12 protein-coding genes and 1 pseudogene are annotated in these 13738 nt (G+C 40.4%); 1 reads left to right on the forward strand and 12 read right to left on the reverse strand.

Features of this window, described 5'->3' with window-relative positions:
• Positions 1-22: 22 nt before the first annotated feature.
• From FTT91_RS00905 to FTT91_RS00955, 11 genes and pseudogenes are all read right to left on the reverse strand, one after another.
• Positions 23-1258: a restriction endonuclease subunit S gene (locus FTT91_RS00905; protein WP_180168787.1), complete on the reverse strand. Its 1236-nt coding sequence runs from the start codon at positions 1256-1258 to the stop codon at positions 23-25.
• Complete coding sequence (locus tag FTT91_RS00910; RefSeq protein ID WP_180168788.1) at positions 1258-2826, reverse strand: type I restriction-modification system subunit M; 1569 nt, start codon at positions 2824-2826, stop codon at positions 1258-1260. The genes FTT91_RS00905 and FTT91_RS00910 overlap by 1 nt, the downstream gene beginning before the upstream one ends.
• 202 nt (positions 2827-3028) lie before the next feature.
• Complete coding sequence (locus FTT91_RS00915; RefSeq protein WP_180168789.1) at positions 3029-4090, reverse strand: HNH endonuclease; 1062 nt, start codon at positions 4088-4090, stop codon at positions 3029-3031.
• Positions 4091-4092: 2 nt separating this feature from the next.
• Positions 4093-4680, reverse strand: a complete 588-nt coding sequence (locus FTT91_RS00920) for a bifunctional 2-polyprenyl-6-hydroxyphenol methylase/3-demethylubiquinol 3-O-methyltransferase UbiG (RefSeq protein WP_180006005.1) — start codon at positions 4678-4680, stop codon at positions 4093-4095.
• A 73-nt stretch (positions 4681-4753) separates the two neighbouring features.
• The gene (locus FTT91_RS00925; protein WP_005172256.1) at positions 4754-4984 is read right to left on the reverse strand and encodes an AlpA family transcriptional regulator; all 231 of its coding nucleotides are present in this window, start codon (positions 4982-4984) and stop codon (positions 4754-4756) included.
• 95 nt (positions 4985-5079) lie between these two features.
• Complete coding sequence (locus FTT91_RS00930) at positions 5080-5979, reverse strand: hydrolase or metal-binding protein (RefSeq protein WP_180168790.1); 900 nt, start codon at positions 5977-5979, stop codon at positions 5080-5082.
• A gap of 175 nt (positions 5980-6154) precedes the next feature.
• Positions 6155-7219 carry a YqaJ viral recombinase family protein gene (locus FTT91_RS00935; protein WP_180168791.1) on the reverse strand — a complete coding sequence of 355 codons (1065 nt, stop codon included), beginning with the start codon at positions 7217-7219 and terminating at the stop codon, positions 6155-6157.
• Between the two features lie 149 nt (positions 7220-7368).
• A complete protein-coding gene (locus FTT91_RS00940) occupies positions 7369-8403 on the reverse strand; it encodes a DUF932 domain-containing protein (RefSeq protein WP_180006002.1) in 1035 nt (344 codons plus the stop codon).
• Between the two features lie 449 nt (positions 8404-8852).
• The gene (locus tag FTT91_RS00945; protein WP_180168792.1) at positions 8853-9740 is read right to left on the reverse strand and encodes an inovirus-type Gp2 protein; all 888 of its coding nucleotides are present in this window, start codon (positions 9738-9740) and stop codon (positions 8853-8855) included.
• Positions 9741-10098: 358 nt separating this feature from the next.
• Positions 10099-10233 (reverse strand): annotated as a pseudogene (locus tag FTT91_RS00950) (transposase domain-containing protein); the annotation flags it as partial.
• Between the two features lie 718 nt (positions 10234-10951).
• Positions 10952-11335 carry a transposase gene (locus FTT91_RS00955; protein WP_180168793.1) on the reverse strand — a complete coding sequence of 128 codons (384 nt, stop codon included), beginning with the start codon at positions 11333-11335 and terminating at the stop codon, positions 10952-10954.
• A 273-nt stretch (positions 11336-11608) separates the two neighbouring features.
• On the opposite strand from FTT91_RS00955, the gene FTT91_RS00960 reads away from it, so the two are divergent.
• On the forward strand, positions 11609-12454 hold the full coding sequence (locus FTT91_RS00960) for a hypothetical protein (RefSeq protein ID WP_104852228.1): 846 nt from the start codon (positions 11609-11611) through the stop codon (positions 12452-12454).
• Here FTT91_RS00960 and FTT91_RS00965 read toward each other — a convergent pair.
• Positions 12448-13587 (reverse strand): tyrosine-type recombinase/integrase, encoded by a 1140-nt coding sequence (locus FTT91_RS00965; RefSeq protein ID WP_104853241.1) that lies wholly within the window; start codon positions 13585-13587, stop codon positions 12448-12450. The genes FTT91_RS00960 and FTT91_RS00965 overlap by 7 nt on opposite strands.
• Positions 13588-13738 lie beyond the last annotated feature (151 nt).

The raw sequence follows: 13738 nt of genomic DNA on the forward strand, positions 1-13738 counted from the left end.
TAAAAACTCTAAACCTTAAAATTCACACAAACATCTGCTGCAACAAGCCTTTTTTCCAAAGTTTGGCTTGTTCAATTTGCTGTGCAACCACTTCAATTTTTTGGTCAATAGCAGAAAGGAAGTTAGCGATTTTAGTTTGTTCACTCACCGAAGGATAAAATACTGTTATTTTATCCATGTCTTGTTTCCCAAAGTTAGCCTGTGCAGATTGATTTGCTAATTGAGAAAATCTTCCAAAAACTAAATCTGATGTTAAAAGATATTTTAAGAAAGGTTTTATCAAGAAATTTTCATTCAAAGGGATAAATTTACCAACACGATAGTTTTGCAATAGAATAAAAGGTTTGTTTTTCACCTCTATAATTCTTCCGATATTACCTGTCAAAGACATCAAAATATCACCATTCAGAATTTCAAATTTTTTGAAATCCTCAAGTCGCTTCTCATTGATATAAGTTAAATTGGCTAAATCTAAATTATTGCCTATGACATTCCCGATTTTGATTACTGCGATCCCCTTAGAGGTGAAGTCTGAAGTCCGAAATTGATATCCATGAAATAAATTCACAATATCACTTAAAATAGTTTCCTCCCACTCCCCAAATTCACTGCCATCATCCGATTTGAAGCGTATCTGCTGACTAAACAGCTTCTGCATCATGCCTTGTTTGTATTGGCTGAGGAGTTGGTGTTTTTGTGTCAATTGACTGATTTTTTCATCTACTGCGGAAAGAAAAGAGGCGATTTTGGTTTGCTCTTCTTTTGAAGGTGGAAAATGAAAATCAATTGAGCGAATAGCTTGAAAATTTAACCCTTCTCTACCACCACCGGCTTGCTTAGACTGAATTGAATTTTGTCCATTTTCAGAGCTTAAAAATGACTGAACAAAAACAGGGTCATCATTTGGCGTGCGAATAATACAAACGTGCTGGTTTACATTTGCTTCAGTAAAGTCACTAGGAACAACACAGCTTCTTCCAATCGAAGCACCGGTTATATTTAGCAAAATATCATTGGCAACAACTTTACTTCCCGACATTTTTAAATGCGTGCTTTCTGGGATATAAACAGTGTCATCTAAAAGAAGTCGATCATTATTAACATTTTGACTTCTAATAAAAATTATACCTGTATCTGTATATGCTTCAGCACCGCCTCTTGGTGTGCTACCACTGCCAACCTTAGCAGCAATATCCCCAATTTTTTTATTAGTCCAATCACCATTAAACTCTTTAAATCTTAACTTTGGCGCAACCATTACTTCACCTCCGCAAAAGGCGAAGCAATGCCTAGCTCTTTGCAAAACTCTGCAATGATGGCATCAGTCTTTTGGCTGTCGTGTTCCAAAGCTTGAAGCTGTTTTGCAATCGCATCTAAATCAATCTCGGCTTCCGCTTCAAAAGTATCCACATAACGCGGAATATTCAGGTTGTAATCGTTATCTTTGACTTCTTGCAAGGTCGCCACATGCGCATACTTTTCAATATTTTCACGCTGTTCAAAGGCCGCAACAATCTTATCCAAATGCTCAGGCAATAACTTGTTTTGATTCTTCTGCTTTTCAAATTCGTTGCTGGCATCAATAAACAAAATATTGCCGCTATGCTCACGGTTTTTCTTCAACACCAAAATACAGGTCGGAATAGACGTGCCATAGAAAATATTGGCGGGTAGACTAATAATGGCATCCACCACGTTCAACTGTTCAATCAAATACTGACGAATCACGCCCTCGCTCGAACCACGAAACAAGACACCATGCGGTAGCACCACCGCCATGGTGCCATTGTCATCCAGTTGATACAGCATGTGCTGTACAAAAGCCATATCGGCTTTAGAACTTGGCGCCAGTTTGCCATACGCGGCAAAACGTTCATCTTGTAAAAATAACGGATCGGCAGACCATTTTGCAGAAAATGGCGGATTCGCCACCACCGCATCAAACTTTTTATCTAAATGCTGCGGACGGGTTAAGGTATTTTCCTGCTTGATGTCGAACTTGGCAAAATGCACATCATGCAGAATCATGTTCATGCGTGCCAGGTTGTAAGTGGTACGGTTCATTTCCTGACCGTAAATCATATCGACATCTTTGACTTCACGTTTGACCCGCAGCAGCAACGAACCCGAACCACAAGTCGGATCATAGACCGAACGTAAACGCTCTTTGCCTTGGGTGACAATCTTGGCCAGTAAAGTCGATACTGTTTGCGGGGTATAGAATTCCCCCGCTTTTTTGCCCGCGCCTGAGGCAAATTCGCCAATCAGGTATTCGTAAGCATCCCCCAGCACATCGGCTTCGGTATTGGAAATATCAAAATCAATATCATCTAAATGACTGAGGACTTTCGCCACCAGTGCATTACGGTCACTGGCATTATTGCCAAGCTTGGTCGAGTTTAGATCCAAATCTTCAAACAGGTTGGCAAAGTCATCGGCAGAGTCGGTGCCTAAAGTGCTTTGTTCAATTGATTTTAAGGTTGCAGTTAAATCATCCAAAATGAATTCGCCCTGACGACCACGCTCGGCTAAGGTATGGAATAGCTGTTTTGGTGTGAGCGCATAACCGACTTCGGCAATGGCATTCTTTTTAATTTCTTCGATGTATGGCACATGCTCAGGATTATTTTCATCTAACTCTAAAAAGCTGAGGTCTTCGCCATCGAGCAATTCATTGGCAAAGTTCACCGATTTTTCCGATAAATATTTAAAGAAAATAAAACCCAGAATGTAATCACGGAATTCATCGGCGCCCATGGTGCCACGCAAAGTATTGGCAATATTCCAAAGTTGTTTTTGTAATTGTTGCAGTTGTACTTGGGTCATTGTTATGGAAGTCCAAATAAGTAAATCATTAATAAAATGATTTTACCTAAAATTCTATAACATGCAGCAGTAAAAAGGTGGAAAAGGACATGAATTGTCGTGCTCAAGCGATGTAATCTATCAATTCAAGCGCTAGACAGATACATGATCTAAATTTTATAGCAGCCTACTCCAGTAATCTGCACTACAGAAAAACAAAGACTCAAAATACTCCAGATATGGGAGAAACTAATATCTGTTTATCTTTTCCACCCAGCCAGACTAAATACTCATTCTCTATTGCCTGCTTATACGCCCAGTCGGCAACCCGATGCGAGCGCTGAATATCTGTTAAGAAACCGAATTGAGAAATTTCCCGAACAATAGATTGATCATGTAGATAATTCCGCTCCTGCCACTTTTGCAAAAACTGTTCCGACGCCAAATAATTACTTTTCTGAGAATTACATTTGTCATCTGCCAGAACAAAGTTATGTCCAGTATCGGCAGGATATAGAGACCAGGGAATAAAATGATCCACGGCATATTTTGAGTTTTTTAGGCTTTTGCCACAGTAAAAACACTGGCATTGCTGTAAGTCGATTAAGAAGTCCGCGACCTGCCCCAGTTGATTGCGACTCGGGGCAAACATGAATTCATCCAAGTCAGGCAAACCATCCAGTATCACCAGATTCTGCTTATTCAGTCGGACAAAATCAATCCAGCGCTTCTGGCACAACTCTTCAATAATTTCACTAAACTGCCTCAAGCAATACATCACTTTGGGTAAAAGCTTGAGGGACTGTTTGCAATCTTCCAAATGGTAAAGAAACTCCACCGCTTGACCATTCAGGTTCTGTAAATACACCACCGGCATTTGCTTGACGGTTACTGCAACCACTTTCTTAAGCTGATTCCAGTGCAACTGGTCTTTTCTCAACGCAGCCAAGGTTTTAAATTGTTGTTGTGCCTTTTGAATTTCACTGATGATCTTTGCCTGCTTACCAGTGCTTTGATGAATAGTAAAAGGCTCATAGTGATTAAACTGAAATGGCAATGACTGTTTCCAGTACAGACCAATAAATTTTTCCGCAATATCCTGATAATTTAAATGTAATGTAGCACCAGTATCCTCACCCTGCTCAATCGCCAGACGTGTAATACTCATCAACAAGGCAAACTTATAGGTCGACGTAAACGTCCCGGACTGTAATATCTGCTGAATATGCTTTAAGAATTTCAGTTGTTCTTGAGGTGTTGGTATTTCAGCTGTATTGAACAACATATCTAAGCCTGCTCTTTTTTAATCAGGATATTGAGCCACTCTTCCGTACGGTCTGGACGTTTATCTATAGTAATCCATTGCTGTAACAGTAAAGCCTGATCAATCTGCTTGATTAATTCATGTGCTTGCTGCTCATTCAAGTCAGTAAAGCTACGTCCCTCTTTCTCACGGTCTGTATTGCCATATTTAAAAGACATATAAAGCACACCATTTGGCTTGAGCGCACTCAGCAGTTTTCCAATCACCTCTTTTAAACGAGTACGCTCACAATGCAACAACGATGCGCACGCCCAAATTCCATCATAAGTTTCATAGTCATCAACCTCATAAAAGCTCTTCCACTTAATAGGAATACCTGTAAGTAGAGATGCTTTTTTAACAAGTTCTTCGGAATAGTCTATTGCATCGACCTGATAGCCTTTATTTTTAAAAGCCAGAGTATCTCGTCCTGAGCCACAGCCAACGTCAAGAATCTTGGCACCTTCCTGCAGCTCAGCTAAAAATGGCTTGTATAGGCTTTCCATATCAACTTCAAAAGTTGAAGCTGTAAATTCTTCTGTATGTTTATTGTAGTAGTCTATTGTTTTCATTACGGACACTTAGGCTAAAAGACATTTTCAGTCTACAAGAAAACAAAAAAAATAAGGGAGCTAAGAGCATCCCTTATTCTCGACTCGCCAACTTACTTTCAATCCATTGATGGATCTCATAAGCTGACCAGCCGATACGATTTTGAGTGATTTTAACTTTCTTTGGGAATGAAGGATCGTAATAAGGTGAGTTTTCATCCATCATCTCGTAGATGGTAGAACGCCCTACACCGACAAATTCTACGACCTGCTTAATACTGATGAGTTGATTCATTTGAAATGTTTGACCGATAAACGCATTCATGAGGCTAGCTCCTAATCATTGATGCGAGCGGCTATTCGCTCAAATAATAGAGCTGGTCTGTAAAATTTAACGTTAGCTATCTTCTCTCCTCTCGCTTAATTCACAGCTCTTACACTCTGCTGCAGCACCTGCTGAATATCCTGTACAAATCCGTCAGGTGAAGCTTGTTGCTCCACTGCCCGGTTTTGTTCCTGTTCAGGGTAGTATTCTTCCAGCACATCTAACCCTTCCTCTATATCCGTTTCAAACCTTGCATTGGCAAAACCCTTCCTTGCCGTAAAGTCCAAAGCCTCCTGATAAAACCCTGCCTGCTTGCTCTGTTCATCAATTTGCTTGGCTTGAGTAATGGCATCATTGAGACTAATCCCATCCCTTAAAGTTAGATCCACGTAATACACCGGCTGACGATAGCTTTGTGTGGTGCTTTTGCCTCTTAAAGTCAGTTGCAAAGGCAGGCAAGAGAGTAAACCTCCTGAAGCTGCGTGGTAATAACTCAGCCGTGCAGCCAAAGTCCGAATACTGTTAAAGCCTGTGGTTCTAAAGATGAAGGTGCCAAACTCATCCGAGTCATCTAAATTCACATGCAAGCGTCCATAAGGCTTGCAGTTACCTCCTTGAGCCAACGGACATAAATCTGGTGATGGACAGGGATGTTGCTCTACACCTTGATTAGTTAAACGTTGGCAGGTTTCGCCATTACCGACACAAACTGGGCGCCCAGTCTGACGGTCAAATAGGCTGTATTCTGCACGTAGGTTTAAGTCAGGATCATTGAAGATCATTCTGACGGGGATTGAGCGTAGCTTTTGATTGAGAGTATTGGCTCGAAGCTGTTCATCCAGTGGGTGTTTCACCCATCCTTCTTTGCTTTGAATTTGGGACGTAATGGTGAATTGATCATCTTTTTCAGGTAGGCGTTTGCCATTCTTTTCTACTACCCGACCAATACTGATACGCCCTAGAGCTGGTGGTGTAATCGCTAAACCTTTAATCATTTTATTTTCCTCAATTTGATTTTGTACAGATCATCCAGCTTTATGTAGATCACCTGATTCAAGAAATATGTATATAGCTCGCTACAAAAGCCGCGACCGTTTGCCCTCTATTCCTAGCGAATGGAGGGCGGGGAGCGGTTTTTGCGCCTCGCTATTTGAATGGGCTGAAATAGGCTTAGTCGGTATAGATATTGAAACGACGACTGCCTGGCTTTTGAAGGGGGTAAAGCTCAATGAGTTCAGGCTGGTGCTGAAGCAATGCCTTGGTATTCAGACTGATGGAGTCTTTGGCTTTCTTCCAGACCACAGAGCCATTGGCAAAGGTGGCTCGTTCAGCATCTTTCATCAGCATTTGGATTTGATGCTTCAGCTGGTCAAAGCGTTCCTGCTTGTGCTGAATCTCTTCTTTCATTTTAATGAGTTGATCGAACATCAAATTGGCATTTTCATTTTGCGAGAGATCTTCAACGCTCAGTGGGATATGCGCTGGATAGAGTTGCTGAATCGCTTTGGCTGCGGATTCACTGGCATCGACTGATGGCGGAGTATCCGTTTCCACACATTCCCAGAAATAACGCTCTGCCTGAATGATGTGTTGAATCACTGATTCAGACCGTGTCACTTTGAAGATTTTGGTTTCATGCCCACAGATCAGAACACAGACATGTGCAGCCTGTTTGCCTGTTACCGCAAGTTGGTGTTGCACCTGACACAGCACGTATAAAGGCACACCATCTCGCCACAATTTTGCTCCATGCTCACCTGCGGTTTTGCATTCCAGGATCTGAACGTCCTCACTACCGACCACCGTGTAATCCAGATTGGCTAACATAAAGTGTTTATCAGGATCAGGATGCTGAAGCACGGCATTGACTCGTCTCACTTTATTATTGGTATGCAGGCTGTAATACTCAGCAACCAGTGGCTCTAACTGTTTGCCCCAATACAATGGTGCAACGCCTGAGCTGTCATCATCAACGTTCTGCTGAGTTCGACCAGTTTTAATCATCCACAGTTCCAGCATCGACATGTAGGGATTCAATCCACAAGCGGTTGCGGCATCACTACTGCCAATGCCTTGCTTACGCACTTCTAGCCATTCTTGGTAATCCATATTTTTAGTATTGGCTAAACGTTTGGCTGTCGCTGTTCGTTTAGCTGCGGTATTTGATTCATTCATCTCATTCGGAATTGGGAAATGAGGGAGTTGAGAGGTATTTATCGGTGCAATCTGATTCATGCTTTGATCCTTATAAATAGTGAAGTCTGTAAAATTTTCGGCATAAAAAAAGCCACATCTGGAGATGTGGCAAAAGGGGGTTTTCACTGGAGAAGGATCATCTGCATGACCCTTGACCATTATTGTAATAGCACTGGCTTAAATGAAAATTAAACCACTAAGCGAAGCGCCTGTTCTAGTCCACGCTGCTTTAACGCAGCACCTGCACCAAACCAAGCTGAATCGAGGCGGTGATCGGTACTCATGGCACGACGTTCATGGTCAGCAAACTCGGTGATTGAACACAGCAAACCATAGGCAGTATCTTTGGCTGAGCTGAGTTCTGCACCACGCCCCTGTCCATTAAACATATCCATGACCTTATTCATGGCACGTCCATTCGGTTCAGACTTTTCTTTGGCTGGAGTTGGAGTAGCGATATTGCGATAGAACTGAATGATGTTCTCATCCTGGTCGATAACACTCATGTTGGTATTGTTAAACACCGCATCAAAATAAGCAGCCGCTTCGCTTTGGGTGACTTTACGCTGACTCAGCTGCTTCATCTCATACATGTGTTCATCCCATGCACGAACTGAGATGCCCAATTGTTGTTTGACTTTGTCCGCATCGAACTTAGTACTGTGTGGTACTTTCACCACACCAGCATTGCTACTTTGCCCACGTAGGGCAATGGCTAATGTGTTATTACACACCACACGGATATTGGTGAACTGTGCTGTGGTGGCCAACGTACCATCACAGGCTGTTGCCAATAAAATATAACCATTGCTGACATCCTTGCCCTTGAGTGCTGTGCTTTGTCCAGTACGTGCCAATGCCCAGAACTTCTTCCCGCCTTTCAGTACACCAGCGGTTTCCAGCTCAAAGCCAGATTGCTCAGTCAGATCCCGGTAGAACTCCAGAATCTCTTTGGGCTGAACTTCCTGATACCGCTGACTGACCACAGACAAGGGTGCATGAGTATCGGAACGATACAGTACTCGCTGTTCTTCATAGGGCATAATGATGCTCTGCCCACGTTCATTCTGTGCCATGTAGCTGACATCGGAAGATTCAATTCGCCAGTCCATGCCTGCCTGTTTTGCCCAGACTTCAATCGGCTGATTTTGAGTGAGTTGATTCCCTAGACCATGCCAAGGAGTTTGACCGACATACGCCATTTGTTCAAGTTGATGTGCCATAGTTAGTCTCCTTTTAATATCTGTTATAGACTTGAAGGGATTGACGTAAATTGGCATCAAAATGGTTTTTACATGAATGGCAATAGTACATAGGCTGATTAGTTTCATCATTCGTTAACGCCATAAACACCCCGCTAATAACGATCCCTGCAATTGCCCCAATAACTGGGGGTAGATTGGTTGAACGAATTAGGTTTACCCCTAATGCTGACATTGTGGTAGGAGAAGTCAGTAAAGTTGAAACATCGGATACTGCTGGCACTCGTGACTTGATCCCAATCAAGCTGATCTGACTAGAATTACAAGATGGGCATTGTTTCATAATATATAGCTCCAAATAACGAAAAAGCCTGCTTTTGAAAACAGGCTTAAAATTCATTGATTTAATAGCTCAAAGTAAAAGAGCCATGACATTCATAGTGATGTTATATATTTGAAATAATTTAGCTTTAGATTCCTCTTCTCCAGCTAACATTAAATTGACCTGTCCCAAATGTTTTCATTTTAGGTAATTTGACTTTTAAAAATTGATTGGTTTTCTCAGGATTCACGAGATACATTGCCGCATTGATTGCATTAGCTACTTCCCTGACATTATTACGATGAATCATTCCCACTCCCAAAGAACCAACATCTCTAAATTTGGCTTTATAATCCGGATGGTTGGATGTAAAAAAAGTCCCTTTTCCATTGAGAAGCTTCTGCCAACACTCACCCACTTCTAAACCTAAGTAGCAGTCATTTTGATGCTTGTGACCATCGTAGATAAGAAGTAAATGGCTATGGTATCCTCGCTGCTCGCCTTGCTCTACTGCCCAGGCATATCCCTGTAAATCAGAAAAACAACCATCCTTATTGGATATTCTATTTCTCAAGGTTTTCATATATTGAGCATATTCAACCATTGATACGTCTATTGCTCCCTCCTCATCAAAATAAAGATCCACTCTCACAAAAAGTAATTTTGCATAATGCTGTGTGAGTTGATTTACATATTCTTTTAAAGACTCACGGTTCAAGACTTCCTGTCTTTTTAACTTTTCTGTATCTGCCTTCAGCGCAGATCCTTGGTCCTTTATAATCCCAATAAGAGCTTTAGTTAAATTATCATCTAAGTATATAATTATATTATAATTTATACCAAACCCATCTGCTTCTAACCTCCTATCAATTAAAGCAACTATATCAGAAAATATTCGAATAGATAGGCAATAAGATAGTCCTGGCTTATCATGAAATTTAAAGGGTACAATTAATTCAGACAGAGTTTTCCTGAACTCTTTTAACAAAATCCCTTGGTAAGGGATTTTTCTTATAAAAAGATCAATTTGAGTCATCACATAGGACTCATTGTAAAATAATGAAGTATCAAACATGCTCATCACGCTTAGGTTATTAATCATACCTAAGCATGCTATGTATTTTTTTATGAGCTTCTTATCTATCACTGCTAGCCATAAGCAGTGAGACCAGTTCAATGGTAAAGCTCTATGTAAGAAAATGAATAGATTAGATATTTTTAAATTCTTATTAAATTAAATATATAATTATAAAAACCCATTAAGAGAATAGCTTAAGAACACGGGGTGGCCAACGATCAAAAGAAAGGCAACCCAGCTCATCCTTGTCATTCATAATTTTTTTGAAGCTAAAGTTAACTTTTTAAGACAAGCGTTTGGTTAACCTCATGTGGTGTCAAAATAGTTGCCAATTATGTGTACGCAACCTTTTCAACGCATCACTTAAATAGGCATAGGGACTTAGCCCATTCAGTTTTACTGACTGAATCAAGGTCATGATATTCGCCACTAGCTGACCACTTTGTAGTGAGCAACAAACAACTAGTTCTACGCCCCATGAGCTGCAGTTAATGCAGAGCAACAGGGACGTATCTGATCGTTAGATCATCAGACGTAATTACCTACGCGAACCTAGGAACCATGCATATGAGCTTTCCAACACACAGCCTAATCTCTACGAAGGCGCAATTCAGCACCCGGTTATACCCTCCTTAATATTCAAAAATTATGTACTCCTTTGCGTAGTACAAGTAGTAGATCTAAATATTAGCGGACGCTTCCATACCCGATGACTTAGCTTCAGAATATAGCGGCTGTGCCATTTCTTTGATGACCGATTTAAGGCAGACCCAGTAGTGACCGCATTGTTTGGCAGATAGAAGGTTTGGAGGACGGCTGAATAGACTGATTTAGAGCATATTCACCCTCCGCTGTAATGCGATTCTCTGCCAGAGCAACCCCAGGATCAAGGGCTGTAACTGCTCCGAGCTAATCGCCACTATTTCAATCTGGTGAACTTTAGCCCAGTGAAATTTACTTTATTCTAGTAACTAGCAGCCAGGCACACAGCCAGCCCCCTGTCCATCATGCACCACGACTTTCATATGATAGTCATGCTTATTACAAAACAAGGTAGGCACATTATGGTTTGATGTAGCCAAAGGCTCTCACCACCTGAGCCATGGTCGTATCCATACCTGCACGCATGTCCATGGGCTGAGTAGACAACCAGATTTCATCAATGCGGATCATGTTGCCAGTGCCTTGAGTAATTCTGCCAAGGCAGGTATTTCTGATGTCTGCCATTTTAGCTGAATATCATTATTCGTATGAGGCACGGTGATACACAACGTGATCCTCTCATCAATAGGTTGGCTGATTGCAGCAGTGTAAGGCAAAGCAATAAATGCTGGATTCACATGAGTAGGATCCTGCACGGCACCATCATGATGGCTGAAGATCCTGATCCAACGACTGACAAGGTTGGCATTAATACTATGTTGCAGTGCGACCGAAGCGATCGAGGTATTAGGATTTTTGCAGGCATTGACAATACTGAGTTTGAATTCTTTGCTGTATGTTCTGCGTTTTTTAGCAACAGGAGGTGTTGCTGAATATATATCCGTGTTCATGGATTAAGTCCCCACTTGTTTTTAGGTGGGGACTAAATTAAGGCTTATAGGATCGCTTGGTAAGGCTGTGTTAGCCGGATGCTTACCCAAAAAAAATAAAAAAAATAACATAAGTATTTGATTTAATATTAAATAGATAATTAAGATATCACTAAAATATCACTAAAATATCACTAAAATATCACCAAAATAATATTTAAATATTCCTTAAATATCTTTATTTTTTTTAAAAAAAAGGATAAAAGTATCATTATCAACAAGGAATTTTGTATCATGGCAGTGCACTTTAAGTATTCAGACCTATTGGAAAAAAAGTTATATGAATGCTCAAATAGGCAACTTAACTTTTTATGCTATAACTTGAAAATCTGTAACAAAGATCAATTTATATTTATCAACAACTTAAATAAACACGTAAAAATATCTCAATTAAGAAATCAAATTGATTTTTTTGAAATTGATCTGAATAAATTAAATTCAATACTAATGGAAAATTTGATTGATGAAGAATGCTTTAACCATCTTCAGTCTAATGATTTAAGACAAATAGTCTTTTTATTACATAAGCATTTACCTGAGGGAACTAAAGGATTACCAAACACGAATCTATACGAGTATTTGCAATTTACGATAGATACCATTAACAAATCGATTAGAGAGAAAATAAATTTTTTATTCATGTACATGCACAACTACCAACACAACGCCACCCCTGAAAATGATCTTAAATGGATAGATTTTAAAAATTCACACCAGACAAGTTGGATCATTAAATATCTCGAATCTAAAAACTTGCTACTAAGTTTATTTTTGGGAAATTTTAGCTTAAGGGATCAACCATCTATTATTATTACCTCCTCTTTAGACTCCCTATCCCTTGATACAAAAGAAAAAAAACTATTACTTCAAAGAATGTCAAAATCGTGGAGCCAACAAAAATTTAGAGATGCGGGAAAAACCAAGACAAAACACCACTTACCTCTCACAAAACAAGCGAAAAGAAATCTAAAAAAACTTGCGCTCTTTAAAAACAAGAGTGAGAGCGAAATACTTGAAGAATTAATTAATGAATCGTATTTACTTGAAATGTGTGATGATGAAGGGAGGGCTCTTTACTGAGCCATCCATTCCCTCACCTGCTCCCCGTACCACTCCATCAACCTTACCCTTTCATCCCAATATTGCGCTCGGTTATAGGCCGAGCGAATTCTATTTTGCGGCACATGAGCAAGCTGGCGCTCAATGGCATCTGGATTAAACAGATTCGATTCATTTACGACAGTACTGAATAGAGATCTAAAACCATGTGTGGTCATTCGTCCCGTATAGCCTGAACGTTTGATCACAGCCAAAATAGACTCACTACGCATTGATTCTTTGTTATTTAAACGATGTGGAAATAACAGTTCCTGATTATGAGTAAGCCTCAAAGCCTTTAGCTCAGCAATAATCATGTCCGTCAACGGTACACGATGCGGAAGACGGTTCTTCATACGCTCTTCAGGGATATCCCACTTACGTCCTTCCAGATCAAATTCTTCCCAGCGTGCTTGCAGCAACTCACTAACCCGAACGCCTGTCAGCATAATCAGAATAATCGCATGATGTGTCTGAGCATCACTTGGGTATGCTCTTACCTTTCTTAAAAATTCAGGCATTTCAGAGGCCGAAAGCGAAGCTAAGTTTTTGACCCGTTTATTCTTGAGGGCATAAACTAAATCACCTGCCGGGTTGTCATAGCGGTATCCATGGGCAATAGCGTATTTCATGACCATGCCGCAACGAGATAAGGTACGTTTTGCAATTTCAAGCGAGCCTCTTGCCTCAATTTTCTTAATGATCTGCAGAATCTCAGGTGCCTGAATCTGATTAATACGCTTATTAGCAAGAGCAATATAAAGCTCATCCAAGGAAGCTCGAACATTACTAATATGTTTGGATGACCAGGTTTCTTTTTGATTATTGAACCAATCCTCTGCGACTTCCTTAAAATAAGGCTGCTCCTGCTCGACCTCAGTTGTATTTTTGAGTTTATATCTCAGATCAAGCGCGATCTCCCTTGCACGCTTTAAACTTAGCTCAGGATAGATACCTAATGCTTTGGACTTCCTTTGTCCATTTTCCGTGTATCTGATAGACCAATATTTTTTGCCATTCGGATCGACTCGTAAAGACAGACCATTAATATCAGAAAGGCGGTACTGTTTTTCCTGCGGTAATGCTTTTTTACACAGCACATCAGTAAGCGACATATCTTTGTCCCACATAATTAAACTTATTTAGTGGGTCAAATTGTCCCAATTTTGACCCTAATAAAGCAAAAATAGGGTCAAACAGCTTAGGACAGAGTCGGACAATACAGCCAATAAAAAAGCCTTTAAACATTGAGTTTAAAGGCTTTTT

It is taken from the genome of Acinetobacter sp. YH12021, assembly GCF_013420145.1.
In the GTDB taxonomy this organism is placed as follows: domain Bacteria; phylum Pseudomonadota; class Gammaproteobacteria; order Pseudomonadales; family Moraxellaceae; genus Acinetobacter; species Acinetobacter towneri.